Origin of the sequence: Streptomyces sp. NPDC057445 (assembly GCF_042802855.1) — a bacterium.
Taxonomy (GTDB): domain Bacteria; phylum Actinomycetota; class Actinomycetes; order Streptomycetales; family Streptomycetaceae; genus Streptomyces.
In genome coordinates this window covers 550,382-568,070 of sequence record NZ_JBHVDH010000003.1, presented here as the reverse complement: position 1 = coordinate 568,070, position 17,689 = coordinate 550,382, and the positions used below count along the sequence as shown (strand labels likewise).

19 protein-coding genes and 3 tRNA genes are annotated in these 17,689 nt (G+C 70.2%); 16 read left to right on the top strand and 6 right to left on the bottom strand.

Features of this window, described 5'->3' with window-relative positions; all coding sequences use genetic code 11:
- Positions 1-27 precede the first annotated feature (27 nt).
- Positions 28-960: an aldo/keto reductase gene (locus ACFU5O_RS10545; RefSeq protein ID WP_384238690.1), complete on the bottom strand. Its 933-nt coding sequence runs from the start codon at positions 958-960 to the stop codon at positions 28-30.
- A 347-nt stretch (positions 961-1,307) separates the two neighbouring features.
- Between ACFU5O_RS10545 and ACFU5O_RS10540 the strand changes: the two genes are divergently transcribed.
- Positions 1,308-2,198: a helix-turn-helix transcriptional regulator gene (locus ACFU5O_RS10540; RefSeq protein WP_384238688.1), complete on the top strand. Its 891-nt coding sequence runs from the start codon at positions 1,308-1,310 to the stop codon at positions 2,196-2,198.
- A gap of 86 nt (positions 2,199-2,284) precedes the next feature.
- On the opposite strand, the gene ACFU5O_RS10535 is transcribed toward ACFU5O_RS10540, so the two are convergent.
- The 3 genes from ACFU5O_RS10535 to ACFU5O_RS10525 form a co-directional block, all read right to left on the bottom strand.
- Positions 2,285-2,782, bottom strand: coding sequence for a GyrI-like domain-containing protein (locus ACFU5O_RS10535; RefSeq protein ID WP_384238686.1), 498 nt, complete (start codon positions 2,780-2,782; stop codon positions 2,285-2,287).
- Positions 2,783-2,912: 130 nt separating this feature from the next.
- A complete protein-coding gene (locus ACFU5O_RS10530) occupies positions 2,913-3,569 on the bottom strand; it encodes an SDR family oxidoreductase (protein ID WP_384238684.1) in 657 nt (218 codons plus the stop codon).
- A 105-nt stretch (positions 3,570-3,674) separates the two neighbouring features.
- Entirely contained in the window at positions 3,675-4,922 is a 1,248-nt protein-coding gene (locus tag ACFU5O_RS10525; RefSeq protein ID WP_384238682.1) for an amidohydrolase family protein, read from the bottom strand.
- Positions 4,923-5,242: 320 nt separating this feature from the next.
- Between ACFU5O_RS10525 and ACFU5O_RS10520 the strand changes: the two genes are divergently transcribed.
- The 9 genes from ACFU5O_RS10520 to ACFU5O_RS10480 all read left to right on the top strand — a co-directional run bounded on the left by ACFU5O_RS10520 (position 5,243) and on the right by ACFU5O_RS10480 (position 10,987).
- A tRNA-Thr gene (locus ACFU5O_RS10520) sits at positions 5,243-5,315 on the top strand.
- A gap of 48 nt (positions 5,316-5,363) precedes the next feature.
- Positions 5,364-5,436, top strand: a tRNA-Met gene (locus tag ACFU5O_RS10515).
- Between the two features lie 89 nt (positions 5,437-5,525).
- The gene (rpmG, locus tag ACFU5O_RS10510) at positions 5,526-5,690 is read left to right on the top strand and encodes a 50S ribosomal protein L33 (protein ID WP_003948671.1); all 165 of its coding nucleotides are present in this window, start codon (positions 5,526-5,528) and stop codon (positions 5,688-5,690) included.
- A gap of 145 nt (positions 5,691-5,835) precedes the next feature.
- The gene (locus ACFU5O_RS10505) at positions 5,836-6,288 is read left to right on the top strand and encodes a MaoC family dehydratase N-terminal domain-containing protein (RefSeq protein ID WP_384238680.1); all 453 of its coding nucleotides are present in this window, start codon (positions 5,836-5,838) and stop codon (positions 6,286-6,288) included.
- Positions 6,289-6,293: 5 nt separating this feature from the next.
- Positions 6,294-6,722 (top strand): MaoC family dehydratase, encoded by a 429-nt coding sequence (locus ACFU5O_RS10500; protein WP_384238678.1) that lies wholly within the window; start codon positions 6,294-6,296, stop codon positions 6,720-6,722.
- A gap of 144 nt (positions 6,723-6,866) precedes the next feature.
- Entirely contained in the window at positions 6,867-7,436 is a 570-nt protein-coding gene (locus ACFU5O_RS10495) for a TetR/AcrR family transcriptional regulator (protein ID WP_384238676.1), read from the top strand.
- A gap of 80 nt (positions 7,437-7,516) precedes the next feature.
- Complete coding sequence (locus ACFU5O_RS10490) at positions 7,517-8,959, top strand: DHA2 family efflux MFS transporter permease subunit (protein ID WP_384238674.1); 1,443 nt, start codon at positions 7,517-7,519, stop codon at positions 8,957-8,959.
- Positions 8,956-10,086: a UDP-N-acetylmuramate dehydrogenase gene (locus ACFU5O_RS10485; protein ID WP_384238672.1), complete on the top strand. Its 1,131-nt coding sequence runs from the start codon at positions 8,956-8,958 to the stop codon at positions 10,084-10,086. The genes ACFU5O_RS10490 and ACFU5O_RS10485 overlap by 4 nt, the downstream gene beginning before the upstream one ends.
- Positions 10,087-10,267: 181 nt before the next feature.
- The gene (locus ACFU5O_RS10480; RefSeq protein ID WP_384238670.1) at positions 10,268-10,987 is read left to right on the top strand and encodes a hypothetical protein; all 720 of its coding nucleotides are present in this window, start codon (positions 10,268-10,270) and stop codon (positions 10,985-10,987) included.
- On the opposite strand, the gene ACFU5O_RS10475 is transcribed toward ACFU5O_RS10480, so the two are convergent.
- Positions 10,932-11,960 carry an adenosine deaminase gene (locus ACFU5O_RS10475; RefSeq protein ID WP_384238669.1) on the bottom strand — a complete coding sequence of 343 codons (1,029 nt, stop codon included), beginning with the start codon at positions 11,958-11,960 and terminating at the stop codon, positions 10,932-10,934. The two genes, ACFU5O_RS10480 and ACFU5O_RS10475, sit on opposite strands and share 56 nt — an antisense overlap.
- Before the next feature lie 134 nt (positions 11,961-12,094).
- Positions 12,095-13,321 (bottom strand): pyridoxal phosphate-dependent aminotransferase, encoded by a 1,227-nt coding sequence (locus ACFU5O_RS10470; RefSeq protein WP_384238667.1) that lies wholly within the window; start codon positions 13,319-13,321, stop codon positions 12,095-12,097.
- Between the two features lie 273 nt (positions 13,322-13,594).
- Here ACFU5O_RS10470 and ACFU5O_RS10465 point away from each other — a divergent pair.
- The 6 genes from ACFU5O_RS10465 to ACFU5O_RS10440 all read left to right on the top strand — a co-directional run bounded on the left by ACFU5O_RS10465 (position 13,595) and on the right by ACFU5O_RS10440 (position 17,562).
- Positions 13,595-13,667 (top strand) — tRNA-Trp (locus ACFU5O_RS10465).
- 106 nt (positions 13,668-13,773) lie between these two features.
- Positions 13,774-14,061, top strand: a complete 288-nt coding sequence (secE, locus tag ACFU5O_RS10460) for a preprotein translocase subunit SecE (RefSeq protein WP_384238665.1) — start codon at positions 13,774-13,776, stop codon at positions 14,059-14,061.
- Between the two features lie 74 nt (positions 14,062-14,135).
- Positions 14,136-15,086, top strand: a complete 951-nt coding sequence (gene nusG / locus ACFU5O_RS10455) for a transcription termination/antitermination protein NusG (RefSeq protein WP_384238664.1) — start codon at positions 14,136-14,138, stop codon at positions 15,084-15,086.
- Positions 15,087-15,263: 177 nt separating this feature from the next.
- Entirely contained in the window at positions 15,264-15,698 is a 435-nt protein-coding gene (gene rplK / locus ACFU5O_RS10450; RefSeq protein ID WP_003956479.1) for a 50S ribosomal protein L11, read from the top strand.
- A 103-nt stretch (positions 15,699-15,801) separates the two neighbouring features.
- Entirely contained in the window at positions 15,802-16,524 is a 723-nt protein-coding gene (gene rplA / locus ACFU5O_RS10445) for a 50S ribosomal protein L1 (RefSeq protein WP_351226598.1), read from the top strand.
- Between the two features lie 159 nt (positions 16,525-16,683).
- Complete coding sequence (locus tag ACFU5O_RS10440) at positions 16,684-17,562, top strand: DUF1396 domain-containing protein (protein ID WP_384238662.1); 879 nt, start codon at positions 16,684-16,686, stop codon at positions 17,560-17,562.
- Positions 17,563-17,689: the final 127 nt, after the last annotated feature.

Below are 17,689 nucleotides of genomic sequence, written 5' to 3'. Positions count from 1 at the left end.
GGCCGCTCGTCCGCCCGGCCGGGGTGGCTACGGGGCCTGTGCGGCCTCCGGGACCAGGGCGGTGATCGCGTCCACTTCCTCGGCCGAGAGGCCGATCGCGGCCGCGGCGAGGTTCTCGTCCAGATGGGCCGGCGAAGAGGTGCCGGGGATCGGAAGGATATGGGGCGACCGGTGCAGCAGCCAGGCGAGCGCGATCTGCGGCACCGTGGCGTTGTGCTTCTCACGGATGGGGTCGAGTACGGCGTCGAAGCGAGCGGTGTCGTCGCTCGCGTCCGCCGAGCCGGTCGGGAACTTCGGCAGGCTGGTGGGGAACCAGGGGGAGAAGACCGCGCCCGACTCCTCGGCGGCCGCGAGCAGAGCGGCCCCGGTGCGGTCGCCCAGGTTGTACAGCGCGGTGACTGCGGCGATGTCGACGATCGAGGTGGCTTCGCGGAACTGCTCGGGGCTGACGTTGGACAGGCCGATGTGCCTGATCACACCCTGTTCGCGCAGTTCGGCGAGCGTGGCGACCTGGTCGGCGAAGGGCACGTCGGTCGCGTTGGGGCTGTGCAGGTAGTACAGGGCGATCTGCTCGACGCCGAGGCGCCGGGCGCTGAGATGGGCCGCCTGGCGCAGATACTCGCGGTTGCCGACGGCGCCGAAGTCCGCGTAGTCGGGCCCGCCCCGGATGAATCCTCCCTTGGTCGCGACGACGAGGTCGGCGGGGTAGGGATGCAGGGCGTCGTGGATGAGCGTCTCGTTGGTGTGCGGGCCGTAGGCGTCGGCGGTGTCGATGAAGGTGACTCCGGCGTCGACGGCACGCCTGAGCAGCGCCGTCCCGGCCTCACGGTCGGGGAAGTCCCCCCACTGGCCGCTGCCGGTCAGGCGCATCGCGCCGTAGCCGAGCCGGTTCACCACCAGATCGGATCCGATGGTGACGGTGCGGGCGACCGGAGAAGCGTCGTGCTGGGGTATGGGCATGTCGAGTTCCTTGATCGATCGGCAATGGGTGCTGGAGGCTGCGCGACGGGCGCTGTGCCCTGGGCAGGCGCTGCCCTGTGCGGCCCGAGCGGCGCTCCCGGGCGGTCACCATCGTTCGGCGGAGCCCGTTTCGGCCGGTACATCCAGCTAACCGCCTGCCGGGCACGCGTGGTCCCGCAAAAGGGGCCCCCTTCACCCGGGGCCCGCCGGTCCAGGTCCTGCCGGACCCCCTTTCGGTCCCGTCCCCTTTCGGGCCCGCCCCCTGCCGCCCGACGACCCCCGCCCACCCGACGAACCCGGCGCCCGCGCCCAAGGGACGGACGGTCCCCCGGCCTATGCTGGATGGCATGACGAGCGCGTCTTCCGGCGCCGGCGACAACACGCAGCTGAGCGACTTCCTGCGGTCCCGCCGGGCCCGGGTGACCCCGGAGCAGGTGGGCCTCACGGCCGGCTCCGGCCGTCGCGTACCGGGGCTGCGCCGCGAGGAGGTCGCCCTTCTGGCCGGGCTGAGCGCGGACTACTACATCCGTCTGGAGCGCGGCCGCCCCGTCAACGCCTCGGAATCAGTGCTGGACGGTATCGCCCGGGCGCTGCGCCTGGACGACACAGAACGCACCCATCTGTTCGACCTGGCCAGGCGCACCGGCACGCGCACGCCGTCCCGCCCGGCACCCCCGCAGCGCGTACGGGCCGGCCTGCACCGTCTGCTGGACAGCCTCCACGACACACCGGCCATGATCGTCGGAAGCCGTATGGACGTCCTGGCCGCCAATCGACTGGCCCGCGCCCTGTACACCGACTTCGACGCCATGCCGCGCCGCGAACGCAATGTGGCGCGCTTCGTCTTCCTCGACCCCGCGGCCCGGGAACTCTTCGCCGACTGGCCGGCCGCCGGCCGCGATGCCGTCGCGTCGCTCCGCCTGTACGCGGGCCGTCATCCGCACGACCCGCTGCTGACCGAGCTGACCGACGACCTGTCGGCGCGGGACGAGGACTTCGGCCGCTGGTGGGAAGCCCATGACGTGGTCGAGCACACCTACGGCACCAAGAACTACCGCCATCCGCTCGTCGGTGCCGTCACTCTGGACTACGAAGCACTTCCCGTGCCCGGCGACCCCGACCAGGCGCTGATCCTGCAGACCGCGGAACCGGGTTCCCCCTCCGCGCGGGGCCTGCGGCTGCTCGCCGACCGGGCCGCCGACCCGGACCGGACGCAGGCGCTCGACGTCCTCGGCTGAAGGCCGTGTGCCCGCCGGTCCGGACGGCCCGCCGGTCCTGACGGCCCGCCGGCCCGAGCGGCGGTGCGCGACGCGGAACCCGGCGGTCAGTCGGCCAGCCGGAAAGCCAGTTCCATCTCCCACTTGCTCATGTCCGGCTCTACGGCGGGGTCCGTGAGGTACGACTCGATACGGCAGCCCCAGCGTTCCACGCCGTCGGGGTCGGTGATCAGGTCCCACTCCACGCCTTCGGCCACCGCCCACTCGCGCAGCCGCTTGATGCTGTCGAACAGCCCGTCGGGATGGCCGACATGGCGGAGGGTCGCATAGCGGCCCGCAGGGAGGGCGCCCACGATGATGTCGCCCTCGGGCTCGGGTGCGGAGGCGACGGGCACACCCGCCTCGACCTTGGACTCGCCGTCCATGTCGATGGCGAAGAAGCGGAAGAACGGGGCTCCGGCCGGAGCGGTGCCGTAGGAGGCGAGCCAGCCGAAGATCTCGGGAAGGCGGTCGGCGACGACATCGAAGGCGTCCATACGGACGGACCTTCTGACGCCCACGTAGATCTGCTCGGCGCGTTCGACGACAGTCGGTCGGGGCTGCATCTGCTCCCTCACGTCATCCGATTCATCCGTGGCACCCACGGTATCCGTCGCACCCGTCGCACCCGTCGCATCCACGGCATCAACGACCGTGTCCGTGGGCGCGACTCATAGGTCCGGCGGGCAACTGCGGTCAGTTTCCTGCGACGCCCTTCACGGCGACGGTCACCGGCACCGTCCCGCTGATGAGTTCCAGCGTCAGTCCGGCCGTCGCGGGAGTCTCGAGGAGCTCGGCCAGCACCGCCGCGACATCGTCGCGGGGCACGGTCCCGGGTCCGGTCCTGACGCCCAGCTGCACCAGCCCCGTACCCGCGTCGTTCGTCAGCATCCCCGGGCGCAGAATCGTCCAGTCCAGGCCCGTCTTGGCCTGGATGTGCGCGTCGGCCCGGCCCTTCGCCCGCAGATACACGTCGAAGACGTCGTCGCCCTCGTGGCTGGGGTCGGCGCCCATCGAAGAGACGACGAGGTGCCGCCGTGCGCCCGCCCGTTCGGCCGCGTCGGCGAACAGCGTGGCCGCGCCCTCGTCCACCGTCTTCTTGCGGGCGGGGCCGCTACCGGGTCCGGCGCCCGCCGCGAAGACGCCCGCGTCGGCGCCCTGCAGCACCGCCGCCACCTGTTCCACCGAGGCCGACTCCAGGTCCAGCAGGACCGGCTCCGCACCGGCCGCTCGCAGGTCCGCACCCTGCTCCGGCTTGCGGATGATGCCCGCGACCTCGTGGCCACCTGCCGAGAGCAGCCGCTCAAGGCGCAGCGCGACCTGTCCGTGTCCTCCAGCGATGACTATGCGCATGCTCACGACCGTACGCCGGTCCGATGCGACTCGCTCGTGGCGTCCGGCGCCCTGTCCGCCTCGACCAGGGCGTCTCCTCCCCGGAACGAGCAGGTCCCAGCCGGCTCAAGGGCCCGTTTCCGTCCGCCCCTGGCGCGGCAGTTCGAGCGCGAAGGCCGCCGCCGAGTCGCAGTACTCGCGGACCGCGCTCGTCCGTGCCACCACCCTGCCCCGGTGTACGACGATCCTGCTGTACGCGAGCGAGAGCACGCCCCCGAGCTCCTGCCCGCGCACGGCGAGCAGTTCGGCCGGAAAGCCCGCCTCCACCTTCACCTCGGGCAGCCCCATCGCCTCACGTGCCGCCGAGCTGACCGCGTCGTAGGCCTCCGTGATGCGCAGCCCGGCCTGTGAGGCCAGCAGATACGCCGCCTCCAGCGGGTCCCCGCGCCCCACCGGGTTCGCCACGTCGCGCATCGCACCGCTGCCCGCCGCGACCCGCACCCCGGCCGCCCGCAGCAGCCGGACCGGTGCACCGCCGCGCCGTTCCGCACCCGCGCAGCCGCCTTGCGGCAGACAGACCACCGTCACGCCGGCCGCCGCCAGCTGGTCCGCCGTGCGGGAGGCGATATCGGCGGGCACCCGGGACAGGCCCGCGCACGGGCCGATCGAGACGCCCGGCCGCAGGCCGCCCGCCATGACCGCGAGGCGGGCCAGACGCGCGGGGTCGTCACCGTCGGTGTGCAGATCGACAGGGCTGCCGTGCTCCGACGCGACCTCGAGCACGGTCTCGGTGTAACCGGTCGGATCCGGGTCGAGGTCCGGGCACCCGCCCACCACGGACGCCCCCATCTTCATCGCGTCGCGCAGCATCGCGAGCCCGTCCGACCCCGCCACGCCCGTGAGCAGCCGGGGCATGGCGACGGTGGTCAGGTCGGCCAGTCCGCGCAGCGAACGCCGCGCCTGCAGCACGGCTTCCAGCGGGTCGAGGCCCTGCACATCGCCGATCCGTACGTGCGAGCGGAGTGCCGTCGCGCCATGCCCCAGTTGCAGCAGCGCGGCCTCGGTGGCGCGCCGCTGGACCTCCTCGACGGCGTACGACACCGGCCCCTCGGACGTCGGCGCGGTCAGCGCCGTATCGCCGTGGGCATGCGGCTCCGCGGGGGCGGGCAGCAGCAGGAAGCCGCTGAGGTCGACGCGCGCGGAGTACGCCTTCGGCGCTGTGGTGAGGCTTCCGGCGGTGCCGACGGCCTCGATGCGGTCTCCGCTCAGCCGTACGTCGACGGTCCGCCCATCGGTGAGGCGGGCGCCGCACAGGAGCAGCGCCGTGGTGTCGGCGGTGGCGCCGTCGGGTGGCTGCGCCTGGCTGTCGGGCATCGCGCTCCTGAGGGGCGGGGGACGAGCGGCCGGCCCGTGACCGGGACGGGCCTGCGGACGATCAAGATCACCCGGAGTGGGTCGAGCCTAGGGGCGTGCGGACCGCGCATCGAGGAAGAGCGCAATAGTCGTACCGGTGTGACCACGAGTGGCGTACGGGATGGGCGTGGCGGTCGTCCCGTGTGCCCGCCCCGGGGCGCTCCCACCCGTGCCGCGCCTGGGCCGTGGCCGTGCCGTTCGTACGCTCCCGAGGGCCGTGAAGGGGGCTCGTAAACGGATTTGGGCGAACGGCGACCGACCGTGTAATGTCTTCATCGCTCGCCCCAATAGCTCAGTCGGCAGAGCGTCTCCATGGTAAGGAGAAGGTCTACGGTTCGATTCCGTATTGGGGCTCTGGTGTTGGAAGATCCTCGCCTTCGGGCGAGGTGATTCCGGCATCAAAGCGGTGTAGCTCAGTCGGTAGAGCAAGCGGCTCATAATCGCTGTGTCACCGGTTCAAGTCCGGTCACCGCTACACACAGTAGCCGATTGTGGGGTCGGTCCTTCGATCGGCTACTCTTTTCTGCGTTCACCCGTTCATCCGTCCGTCCAAGGAGCACTCACGTGGCTGCCACCGACGTCCGCCCGAAGATCACGCTGGCCTGCGTGGAGTGCAAGGAGCGGAACTACATCACCAAGAAGAACCGGCGCAACAACCCGGACCGTCTTGAGATGAAGAAGCACTGCCCGCGCTGCAACGCGCACACTGCGCACCGCGAAACGCGCTGAATCAGGCTCGTACACGAGGCCGTCCCCACCACGGGGGCGGCCTCGTGTCGTTTGTTCCGGTGTCCGGTAGATGGTCCGGTGCCCGGCCGGTGTCCGGGATCCGGCAGTGTTCAGGCAAGCGAGAAATACAGGAGGTAGCGAGTCCATGGCGCTCGACCAGTCCTTCGTCGGGCGGACCTATCCGCCCACCGCGCCGTACGAGGTCGGCCGGGAAAAGATCAGGGAGTTCGCGGAGGCGGTGGGGGACGCGAATCCGGTTTACACGGATCCCGATGCCGCCAAGCACCTCGGTCACTCCGATGTGATCGCTCCACCGACTTTTGTGTTTGCCATCACTTTCAAGGCCGCGGAACAGGTCACCGCCGACCCGCAACTGGGTCTGGACTACAGCCGCGTGGTGCACGGCGACCAGAAGTTCGCCTACACCCGTCCGGTGAAGGCGGGGGACCGGCTCACGGTCACCTCGACCATCGAGGCGATCAAGTCCATGGCGGGCAACGACATCCTGGACGTCCGCGGTGAGGTGCACGACGAGGCGGGCGAGCACGTCGTGACCGCCTGGACCAAGCTGGTGGCGCGCGGCGCCGAGGAGGCCTGATCCTGATGGCGGCGAAGATCGCATACGCGGACGTCGAGGTCGGCACCGAGCTGCCGGCCCAGACCTTTCCCGTGAGCCGGGCCACGCTGGTGCGCTACGCGGGCGCCTCCGGGGACTTCAACCCGATCCACTGGAACGAGAAGTTCGCCAAGGAGGTCGGGCTGCCGGACGTCATCGCGCACGGCATGTTCACGATGGCCGAGGCGGCGCGCGTGGTGACCGACTGGGTGGGCGACCCGGGGGCGGTCGTCGAGTACGGAGTGCGCTTCACCAAGCCCGTGGTCGTGCCCAACGACGACGAGGGCGCGCTCATCGAGGTCAGCGGCAAGGTCGCGGCGAAGCTGGACGACAACCGGGTGCGGGTCGACCTGACGGCGATGTCGGCAGGGCAGAAGGTGCTGGGGATGTCGCGGGCCGTCGTACGGCTTGCCTGACCTCGCGCGCGGGGCCGGAACGCCGGAGGAACGAGGGGCGCTGCTCACCGGGCAGCGCCCCTCGCGCCTGTCCGCAAGGCGACCGTTCCTGCCCCCGAGGCGACCCGTTGACGTAGTTAGTGATTGCGTACTAACTTAGCTCCCATGGTCCGGATGAGTGCAGAAGAGCGGCGCGAGAGCGTCATCCGTGCGGCGATGTGGGAGTTCGCACACGGCGGCTACAGCGCCACGTCCACCGAGTCGATCGCCAAGCGGGTGGGCGTCTCGCAGCCGTACCTCTTCCGGCTCTTCCCCGGGAAGAAGGCCATCTTCCTCGCCGCCGCGGAGCGCTGCATGGCGGAGATGCGCCAGGTCTTCGAGGAGGCGAGCGAGGGGCTGGAGGGCGAGGAGGCCCTGCATGCCATGGCCACGGCGTACACACGGATCATCGATGAGCAGCCCGAACGGCTTCTCATGCAGATGCAGACCTATGTCGCCGTTGCTGCCGCCGAGGCCGCGGGTGACCGTGCATTCGGCGAAACGATCCGCGCCGCCTGGATGGAGCTCTGGGAGGCCGCCCATCTGCCGCTCGGGGCGGACGTCGGTGAGACCACGCAGTTCATGGCGTACGGGATGCTGATCAACACGCTGGTCGCCATGGGCTTCCCGTCCGGTCATCGGGTCTGGGAGGGCTTCTACGCCTCCGCCCGGCGCCCGGGTCCGCAGGACTCCTGATTCCTAGTGCCGGGACGGCGGACTTGTTCATGATCAAGAAAGTTAGTCAGCAATAACTAACCAAGCAGGGGGAAGAGCTCATGAACCAGCAACCGGCCCGGAGCAGCGGCTCCGCCGTATGGGCCCTCGTCATCACCAGCGTCGCCGGCTTCATGGCGGCACTCGACAACCTCGTCGTCACCACCGCGCTGCCCTCCATCCGCGAAGATCTCGGCGGCGCCCTGGAGGACCTCGAATGGACGGTGAGCGCATACACCCTCACCTTCGCGGTCCTGCTGATGTTCGGCGCCGCCCTCGGTGACCGCTTCGGCCGCCGCCGGCTCTTCATGGCCGGGCTGACCGTCTTCACCGGGGCCTCCGCGGCGGCAGCCCTCGCATCCGGCATCGACTCCCTCATCGCCGCACGCGCCGTCCAGGGAATCGGCGCCGCGGTGATGATGCCGCTGACGCTCACCCTGCTCACGGCCGCGGTGCCGGCCGCCCGGCGCGGGGCGGCGCTCGGTCTCTTCAGCGCTGTCACCGGCCTTGCCGTTGCCAGTGGTCCGCTGATCGGCGGCAGCCTCACCGAGCACATCTCCTGGCAGTGGATCTTCTGGCTGAACGTGCCGATCGGGATCGTCCTGCTGCCCCTCGCCCGGCTGCGCCTGGACGAGTCGTACGCGCCGGGCGCCCGGCTCGACCTGCCCGGCACGCTCCTGATCAGCGCCGGACTCTTCGGCGTCGTCTACGCCCTGGTCAACGGGCAGGCGGACGGCTGGACCAGCGCCCCGATCCTCGCCGGGCTCATCGTCGGCACCCTGCTGATCCTGGTGTTCGTACGTCACGGCATGGTCGCCAGGAACCCGATGCTCCCGATGCGCCTCTTCCGTGACCGCGCCTTCCTCGGCATCAATCTCGCGAGCCTGCTGATGTTCCTGGGCATGTTCGGGTCGATCTTCCTGCTCAGCCAGTTCCTGCAGGGTGTCGCCGGGTACTCGCCCACAGAGGCGGGGCTGCGGATGCTTCCCTGGACGGGCATGCCGCTGATCGTCGCCCCGATCGCCGGGTATCTGTCCGACCGGATCGGCGGCCGGCCGGTCGTCGCCACGGGTCTCGCGCTCCAGGCGGCCGGGCTCGCTCTCTTCGCGGCGGTCCTCGAGCCGGGAGTGTCGTACACGGCCCAGCTCCCCGGTCTGATACTCAGCGGCATCGGCATGGCCCTCTACTTCGCCCCGGCGGCCAGCGTGGTCATGTCCAGCGTCCGGCCGGCCGAACAGGGCATCGCCTCCGGCGCCAACAACGCGCTGCGCGAGGTCGGAGGAGCCCTCGGCGTCGCGGTTCTCGGCGCGGTCTTCGCGGCGCGGGGCGGATACCGGACCCCTGAGGCCTTTACCGACGGAACCGTCCCCGCGCTGTGGATCGGTGCCGGAGCAGTGGCCGTCGCCGCGCTCGGCGCACTGCTGATCCCGGCCCGTCGGCCCGGCCCGGCGGAACCCGCGGGGAAGGCGGCGGACGCCGGGGAGCGGGAACTCGCGGCGGCGTGATCGAACCTTCGTACGAGTACGGTCCGTGGCCCGGCCCGAGCGCCCGGGCCACGGACCGTACTCTTGTCCCCGTGCAGGAACTCCATGACGCTCCCCTCGCCGCGCTGACCACCTTCCGCCTGGGCGGACCGGCCACGCGCCTCGTCACCGCCACGACGGACGACGAGGTGATCGCCGTCGTCCGGGAGGCGGACGCCACGGGGGCGCCGCTGCTTCTGATCGGCGGCGGGAGCAACCTCGTCATCGGGGACAAGGGGTTCGACGGCACGGCCCTCAGGATCGCGACCACGGGGTTCGTGCTGGACGGCACGAAGCTGGAACTGGCCGCGGGCGACGTCTGGGACCAGGCCGTCGCGCGGACCGTCGAGGCGGAGCTGGCCGGGCTCGAGTGCCTGTCCGGGATTCCCGGCTCTGCCGGAGCCACGCCGATCCAGAACGTCGGGGCGTACGGCCAGGAGGTCTCCTCGACGATCACGGAGGTCGTCGCGTACGACCGCCGCAGTGGGGAGACGGTGACCATCCCCAACGCCGAGTGCGGTTTCTCGTACCGGCACAGCCGCTTCAAGGCCGAGCCCGACCGCTATGTCGTGCTGCGCGTCCGGTTCGAGCTGGAGGCGGCGGGAGGCATGTCCGCGCCGGTCAGGTACGCAGAGACCGCGCGCGTGCTAGGTGTCGAGGTGGGGGAGCGTGTTCCGGCCGCGGTGGCCCGCGAGGCCGTTCTCAAGCTGCGGAGCGGCAAGGGCATGGTCCTGGACCCCGAGGACCACGACACCTGGTCGGCCGGGTCGTTCTTCACCAACCCGATCCTGAGCGCCGACGAGTACGAGACCTTTCTCACTCGGGTACGCGAGCGCCTCGGCGACGACGTCACCTCGCCCGCGTACCCGGCGGGCGACGGACACACCAAGACGTCCGCGGCCTGGCTCATCGACAAGGCGGGCTTCACCAAGGGATACGGCGACGGCCCTGCCCGGATCTCCACCAAGCACACCCTCGCCCTCACCAACCGCGGCGCGGCCACCACAGAGGACCTGCTCGCTCTCGCCCGCGAGGTCGTCGCCGGAGTCCGCGACGCCTTCGGGGTCACCCTCGTCAACGAGCCGGTGACGGTCGGTGTGAGCCTCTGAGCGACCGGGCGGCCCCGGTCCTCGCCGGACACGGCAGGGACCTCCGCCGGGCCCCCCGCCGCCCCTCGACGAGTTCGCCGGGGGACTCCGCCCGCACCTTGCTGCAGCGGAATCTCCGTTGAGGCGGGGCCCCGCTGAGCGTCATCCTGGGGACCATGTCCACCGACATGTCCGACCTCATATGCGGCTGAGGCTCTACGAGTTCAGACCGCGCACCGGCCCCAAGACGTACCGGACCGTGCAGCCCCGGCATCCTCTCCGGCACACCACGCTGAACGACCCCCTGCACGACAGATGGGGCTATCTGCTCGGTGACCACGAAGGGCTGTCCCGGCTCGCGGGACTGTTCTCCTTCGCCGCGTTCTCACGGCACACGCTCGTCCATGTGCCCCTGCGCGAGAGCCTGCCGAGGGCGTTCCACCCGGGCGTGCCCGTCGACATCGTCCTCGCCCACCACTCACCGGGGCTGCGGCCGGCCGCCTGGCCGGAGCTCCGCGCCAGGCTCCGCAACGGCACACCGCTGACGGTCCGGACGGACGAGCGTCGCACCGCGGCCCGCGCCGCCGCCTGGCGGAAGGAATGGGAGGACCACAACTGGCGCAGCTCCCAGTGGCTGCGCCCGGCCGTCCACGCACGGACCCTGTTCCTCTTCGGCAGCCGCGACGTCTTCGCCGAGGCCGCCACCTGCTTCGAGGCCGCGGCGGGGCACGGCCCCTTGACGAAGCGAGTGGAAAAGGGCCACGACGCCCTCGTCTCTTCCCTCACGCCGCTGTTCGAGCCCGACCACCGCTGGGACCGGCCGGAACTGGACATCGGCTTCCAGGCGTATCCGCCCTTCCACGACTTCAGGCCGCCGGGCCGGCCAGCCAGTCGTCGATCCCGGACAGCAGCTTCCCCCTGATGTCCTCCGGCGCCGAGGAGCCGCGCACGGACTGGCGGGCCAGTTCCGCCAGCTCCGTGTCCGTGAAGCCGTGGTGGCGCCTCGCGATCTCGTACTGCTCCGCGAGCCGTGACCCGAACAGCAAGGGGTCGTCCGCACCCAGGGCCATCGGCACGCCCGCGTTCCACAGCGTCCTCAGCGGCACGTCCTCCGGCTTCTCGTACACACCGAGCGCCACATTGGACGCCGGGCACACCTCGCACGTCACGCCGCGCTCGGCCAGCTTGCGCAGCAGCCGCGGGTCCTCCGCCGCCCGCACGCCGTGCCCGATCCGCGTGGCATGGAGGTCGTCGAGGCAGTCGCGTACCGAGAAGGGCCCGGTCAGCTCGCCGCCGTGCGGGGCTGCCAGCAGCCCGCCCTCGCGCGCGATCGCGAACGCCCGGTCGAAGTCGCGCGCCATGCCGCGCCGCTCGTCGTTGGAGAGCCCGAAGCCGACCACGCCCCGGTCCGCGTAGCGCACCGCGAGCCGGGCCAGCGTGCGCGCGTCCAGAGGGTGCTTCATACGGTTGGCGGCGACGACGACGCGCATCCCCAGGCCGGTCTCGCGGGCCGCGTCGTCCACCGCGTCCAGGATGATCTCCAGCGCGGGGATCAGCCCGCCGAGCATCGGGGCGTACGACGTCGGGTCGACCTGGATCTCCAGCCAGCGGGAACCGTCCCTGACGTCCTCCTCTGCGGCCTCCCGCACCAGCCGCCGGATGTCCTCGGGAGCGCGCAGGCACGACCGCGCGATGTCGTACAGCCGCTGGAAGCGGAACCAGCCGCGCTCGTCCGTGGCCCGTAGCTTCGGCGGCTCGCCACCGGTCAGGGCGTCGGGGAGGTGGACTCCGTACTTGTCGGCGAGTTCGAGCAGGGTGGCGGGCCGCATCGAGCCGGTGAAGTGCAGATGCAGATGGGCCTTGGGCAGCAGGCTGAGATCGCGGACTTGCTCCATTCACAGATCTTGCCGCAGAGGCCGCCCGCCCGGCAGCCCCTTTCCCCGATCGGGTCCTTGCCCGAACGAAGAAACGGGCTCCCGGCGGATGCCGGGAGCCCGTCCCCGAACGACTCACAAGCGGAAGCGGAACCTTAGTCCCGGGCCTCCGCGAGCAGCTTCTGGAGCCGAGAGACACCCTCGACCAGGTCCTCGTCGCCCAGCGCGTACGACAGCCGCAGATAGCCCGGAGTGCCGAACGCCTCACCCGGTACGACCGCGACCTCGGCCTCGTCCAGGATCAGCGCCGCCAGCTCCACCGACGTCGCCGGACGCTTGCCGCGGATCTCCTTGCCGAGCAGACCCTTCACCGAGGGGTACGCGTAGAAGGCGCCTTCCGGCTCCGGGCAGAGGACGCCGTCGATCTCGTTCAGCATCCGCACGATGGTCTGGCGGCGGCGGTCGAAGGCCTCACGCATCTTCGCGACCGCGTCCAGGCTGCCGGAGACGGCGGCGAGCGCGGCGACCTGCGCCACGTTCGAGACGTTGGACGTGGCGTGCGACTGCAGGTTGGTCGCGGCCTTGACGACGTCCTTCGGGCCGACGATCCAGCCCACCCGCCAGCCCGTCATCGCGTACGTCTTCGCCACACCGTTCACGACGATGCACTTGTCCCGCAGCTCGGGCACGAGCGCCGGCAGCGAGGTGAACTTCGCGTCCCCGTAGACGAGGTGCTCGTAGATCTCGTCCGTCAGCACCCACAGGCCGTGCTCCAGGGCCCAGCGGCCGATCGCCTCGGCGTCGGCCTCGCTGTAGACGGCACCGGTCGGGTTGGACGGGGAGACGAAGAGGACCACCTTGGTCCGCTCCGTGCGGGCCGCCTCGAGCTGCTCCACCGACACCCGGTAGCCGGTGGTCTCGTCGGCGACGACCTCCACCGGGACACCGCCGGCGAGGCGGATCGACTCGGGGTACGTCGTCCAGTACGGCGCCGGGACGATGACCTCGTCACCCGGGTCCAGGATCGCCGCGAAGGCCTCGTAGATCGCCTGCTTGCCGCCGTTGGTCACCAGGACCTGGGCGGGGTCGACCTCGTAGCCGGAGTCGCGGAGCGTCTTCTCGGCGATGGCCTTCTTCAGCTCAGGGAGGCCGCCGGCCGGCGTGTAGCGGTGGTACTTGGGGTTCTTGCAGGCCTCGACGGCGGCCTCGACGATGTAGTCGGGCGTCGGGAAGTCGGGCTCGCCCGCGCCGAAGCCGATCACGGGGCGGCCTGCGGCCTTGAGGGCCTTCGCCTTGGCGTCGACGGCGAGGGTCGCGGACTCGGAGATCGCGCCGATGCGGGCGGAGACCCGGCGCTCGGTGGGAGGAGTTGCAGCGCTCATGAAACCCATCGTCGCAGACCCCGGAGGGCCCGGGCACGAGGGTTTCGAGGGGCGGACGGGGGGCGCACAGGAGCTGGGCAGGCCCACGAGGAGCTCCGGCCCCGGAGCCGGACCGGGAGCCGGACCGGGGGTCGTCCGAGCCGTGACGGAACACGGACAGAGACCGCCGCGGAGCTATCTGTTCGACGCACGCCCGCTGACCACGTACACTCTTGGCTCGTTGGCCCTCACCGACCACCTCCACCCATGGGGTAGGTTTGGAGAGAACCACAAAGGGTCGTAGCTCAATTGGTAGAGCACTGGTCTCCAAAACCAGCGGTTGGGGGTTCAAGTCCCTCCGGCCCTGCTCCACACACCTTCGCCAGGATGTGTGCGCAGGTACGTACTTCAATGCATCGCCGTGCGGCTCCACCGGGCGCGGCACGGCCATGACCCGGAATCAGGTGAGAGACGTGACGGACGCCGTGGGCTCCATCGACATGCCTGATGCCGAGGACGAAGCTCCTGAGGCCCGGAAGAAGGCCCGGAAGGGCGGCAAGCGCGGGAAGAAGGGCCCTCTGGGTCGCCTCGCGCTGTTCTACCGCCAGATCGTCGCCGAGCTCCGTAAGGTCGTCTGGCCCACGCGCAGCCAGCTGACGACGTACACCACAGTGGTGATTGTCTTCGTTGTCGTCATGATCGGCCTTGTGACTGTGATGGACTATGGCCTCCAGGAAGCAGTCAAGTACGTCTTCGGCTGATCCCGCGGAGGGCGCCTCGACCGGCGCCCCTTTCGCATGTTCCACCCATCTGTATCCAGGAAGAAGCAGCCACCGTGTCTGACCCGAACCTGAACGACGCCGTTGAGCCGCGCGTAGATGCAGCGGAGTCCGCTGAGGACCAGCTCGACATCGTCGAGGCGGCGGACGCTGTGGACCCGGACCAGGCGGACGCTGCCGACGTCGCCGCGGGCGAGCCGGCCGAGGAGACCGCGATCCACCTCGAGGAAGAGGCCGAGGCTGTCGCCGAGGTCGACGAGGACGCGGAAGCCGCCGAGGCCGTGGCCGACGCCGACGAGGTTGAGGACGAGCTCGAGGCAGAGGCCGAGGACGCCGACGCCGAGGATGTCGACGCCGAAGCCGAGGTCGAGGCCGAGCCCGAGGCTCCCGCCGATCCGATCGCCGCGCTGCGCGACGAGCTTCGCGGTCTGCCCGGCGAGTGGTACGTGATCCACACCTACGCGGGCTACGAGAAGCGCGTGAAGGCCAACCTGGAGCAGCGTGCCGTCTCGCTGAACGTCGAGGACTTCATCTACCAGGCCGAGGTCCCCGAGGAAGAGATCGTCCAGATCAAGAACGGCGAGCGCAAGAACGTCCGGCAGAACAAGCTGCCCGGCTATGTGCTCGTCCGTATGGACCTGACGAACGAGTCCTGGGGCGTCGTCCGCAACACTCCGGGCGTCACCGGCTTCGTGGGCAACGCCTACGACCCGTACCCGCTGACCCTGGACGAGATCGTCAAGATGCTCGCCCCGGAGGCCGAGGAGAAGGCCGCCCGCGAGGCCGCAGAGGCCGAGGGCAAGCCGGCTCCCGCCCGCAAGGTCGAGGTCCAGGTGCTGGACTTCGAGGTCGGCGACTCGGTCACGGTCACCGACGGCCCGTTCGCGACGCTGCAGGCCACGATCAACGAGATCAACGCCGACTCGAAGAAGGTCAAGGGCCTCGTCGAGATCTTCGGCCGCGAGACGCCGGTCGAGCTGAGCTTCGACCAGATCCAGAAGAACTAGGCCCCGGACGGGGCCCAGTCGGCACAGGTTTCCGACCAGGTCAGAACGGCCCTCGTGGCTGTTCTGACCTGCTCGGTTTTTGGCCGCGCAGCTATACCCGTTATCGTTGTGCGGTATGCCTCCATCCGGATGATCGGGTGGAAGGCGGATAACTCTCACTAGGACCCGGAGAGAGCAATGCCTCCCAAGAAGAAGAAGGTCACGGGGCTTATCAAGCTCCAGATCCAGGCCGGTGCGGCCAACCCGGCTCCGCCGGTCGGCCCCGCACTGGGTCAGCACGGCGTCAACATCATGGAGTTCTGCAAGGCCTACAACGCCGCGACCGAGTCGCAGCGTGGCATGGTCGTGCCGGTGGAGATCACGGTCTACGAGGACCGTTCCTTCACCTTCGTCACCAAGACTCCGCCGGCCGCCAAGCTGATCCTCAAGGCCGCGGGTGTGGACAAGGGCTCCGGCGAGCCGCACAAGACCAAGGTCGCCAAGCTGACGCGCGACCAGGTCCGTGACATCGCCACCACCAAGATGCCCGACCTGAACGCCAACGACCTGGACGCCGCCGAGAAGATCATCGCCGGCACCGCCCGTTCCATGGGCATCACGGTCGAGGGCTGACAGCCCCGCACGACCTCAGTGGCAGGGCCAGCGCCGGCCCGGACCACGACTCCACGCCCACCCTGCGGCGGAGCCGCATGGTGTTACTCCCACAGGAGAAGAAGTGAAGCGCAGCAAGGCTCTCCGCAACGCGGACGCCAAGATCGACCGGGAGCGTAACTACGCCCCGCTCGAGGCCGTCCGTCTTGCGAAGGACACCGCCACCACCAAGTTCGACGGCACCGTCGAGGTCGCCTTCCGCCTGGGCGTTGACCCGCGCAAGGCCGACCAGATGGTCCGTGGCACCGTGAACCTTCCGCACGGCACCGGCAAGACCGCCCGGGTCCTGGTCTTCGCGACCGGTGACCGTGCTGCGGCCGCGGAAGCCGCGGGCGCCGACATCGTCGGCTCCGACGAACTGATCGACGAGGTCTCGAAGGGCCGTCTGGACTTCGACGCCGTCGTCGCCACCCCGGACCTCATGGGCAAGGTCGGCCGCCTCGGCCGTGTGCTCGGTCCCCGTGGTCTGATGCCGAACCCGAAGACCGGCACCGTGACCATGGACGTCGCCAAGGCTGTCAACGACATCAAGGGCGGCAAGATCGAGTTCCGCGTCGACAAGCACTCGAACCTGCACTTCATCATCGGCAAGATCTCCTTCGACGAGACGAAGCTGGTCGAGAACTACGCCGCGGCGCTGGAGGAGATCCTCCGTCTGAAGCCGTCCGCCGCGAAGGGCCGCTACATCAAGAAGGCGACCCTGACCACCACCATGGGCCCCGGCATCCCGCTGGACTCCAACCGCACCCGCAACCTCCTCGTCGAGGAGGACCCGGCCGCCGTCTGATCCGACGGCAGCCGCGGGCTTCGCGTGCTGTGAGACCGGCCCCCGCACCTCTCCGGAGGTGCGGGGGCCGGTCTTTGTTTCCGTGGGACTGTCGGCGTCGGCCGGTAGCGTCGGGACTCTGAGATCAACATGTACATCCGTGGGGGGAACGTGCGTTCGATGTATCGGAAGGCGGCTGGAGCCGTGCTCGCCGGGGGGCTGCTGTGCGGCACCGCGGCCTGTACGGACGGCAGCGGGCAGGCGGCCGGCCGGAAGCCCGCACGGACGACCGCACAGAAGCCCGTGGAGGTCACGCCGGCCGTGGCCGTCAAGCGGGCGAGCGACAAGAACGGCAAGCTGGCCTCGGTCTCGTACACGATGAACGGCCAGGTGCCCGGAGGCGTCCGGGTCGAGGGCAGGGCGGCGGTGAGCTTCAAGCCGCTCGCCATGAGCATGAAGATGAAGCAGCGGGGTGCGGGGAACGGCGCCGACGTGGAGGTCCGCCTCGTCGACGGTGCCATGTACCTGAACGGCGGCAGGGAAGCGGCTGCCGAGATGGACGGCAAGAGCTGGCTCAAGTTCGACTTCAAGGCGCTGGGCAAGGCCACCGGAGGTCAGGACCCGCTGGCCGGGCTCGGCAGCCAGGCGGACCGGAACCCTGCCGAGGACTCGGCGTCCCTGACGGCTGCCAAGGACCTCGAGAAGGTCGGTGAGGAGACCGTCGGCGGGGTGACCATCACCCACTACAAGGGCACCGTGACGCCGGCCAGGATGCGCGAGAGCCTTAGGAACGTGGACGCGGCCACCCGCAAGCGCCGGGAGCGGGGCCTCGAGCGGTACGAGCAGATGGGCATCAAGGCCCTCACGATGGACATGTGGATCGACGGCGAGGACCGCACCAAGCGGTTCCGCACCCGGGCCGCCTCGGCGCAGGGCCCGCTGGACCTGACGATCACGTTCCTCGACTACGACAAGCCGGTCACCGTCGCGGCTCCGCCGGCCTCGGCCACCACCGACCTGGCCGAGATGTTCAAGGGCATGAAGAGCGGCAGGGCCTGAGGCGCCCGGGCGGATTTGCCTGGCGGGGATCCGTTCCCGTACGCTTCCCCGGAAGCCAAAGACCGCTGGTCGTTGCTGCGCCCTCAAAGGTGCGGCGGCCGAAGGATCCGCTGACTGCGGACGACCC

What these genes read in the sequence shown, in the direction of transcription:
- ACFU5O_RS10535 (WP_384238686.1), bottom strand. Translation starts at nt 2,782, where the DNA reads ATGCAGCCCCGACCGACTGTCGTCGAACGCGCCGAGCAGATCTACGTG.
- ACFU5O_RS10470 (WP_384238667.1), bottom strand. Translation starts at nt 13,321, where the DNA reads ATGAGCGCTGCAACTCCTCCCACCGAGCGCCGGGTCTCCGCCCGCATC.
- ACFU5O_RS10440 (WP_384238662.1), top strand. Translation starts at nt 16,684, where the DNA reads ATGTATCGGAAGGCGGCTGGAGCCGTGCTCGCCGGGGGGCTGCTGTGC.
- ACFU5O_RS10525 (WP_384238682.1), bottom strand. Translation starts at nt 4,922, where the DNA reads ATGCCCGACAGCCAGGCGCAGCCACCCGACGGCGCCACCGCCGACACC.
- ACFU5O_RS10500 (WP_384238678.1), top strand. Translation starts at nt 6,294, where the DNA reads ATGGCGGCGAAGATCGCATACGCGGACGTCGAGGTCGGCACCGAGCTG.
- ACFU5O_RS10505 (WP_384238680.1), top strand. Translation starts at nt 5,836, where the DNA reads ATGGCGCTCGACCAGTCCTTCGTCGGGCGGACCTATCCGCCCACCGCG.
- ACFU5O_RS10490 (WP_384238674.1), top strand. Translation starts at nt 7,517, where the DNA reads ATGAACCAGCAACCGGCCCGGAGCAGCGGCTCCGCCGTATGGGCCCTC.
- rplK (WP_003956479.1), top strand. Translation starts at nt 15,264, where the DNA reads ATGCCTCCCAAGAAGAAGAAGGTCACGGGGCTTATCAAGCTCCAGATC.
- ACFU5O_RS10495 (WP_384238676.1), top strand. Translation starts at nt 6,867, where the DNA reads ATGGTCCGGATGAGTGCAGAAGAGCGGCGCGAGAGCGTCATCCGTGCG.
- ACFU5O_RS10540 (WP_384238688.1), top strand. Translation starts at nt 1,308, where the DNA reads ATGACGAGCGCGTCTTCCGGCGCCGGCGACAACACGCAGCTGAGCGAC.
- ACFU5O_RS10545 (WP_384238690.1), bottom strand. Translation starts at nt 960, where the DNA reads ATGCCCATACCCCAGCACGACGCTTCTCCGGTCGCCCGCACCGTCACC.
- ACFU5O_RS10475 (WP_384238669.1), bottom strand. Translation starts at nt 11,960, where the DNA reads ATGGAGCAAGTCCGCGATCTCAGCCTGCTGCCCAAGGCCCATCTGCAT.
- ACFU5O_RS10480 (WP_384238670.1), top strand. Translation starts at nt 10,268, where the DNA reads ATGCGGCTGAGGCTCTACGAGTTCAGACCGCGCACCGGCCCCAAGACG.
- ACFU5O_RS10530 (WP_384238684.1), bottom strand. Translation starts at nt 3,569, where the DNA reads ATGCGCATAGTCATCGCTGGAGGACACGGACAGGTCGCGCTGCGCCTT.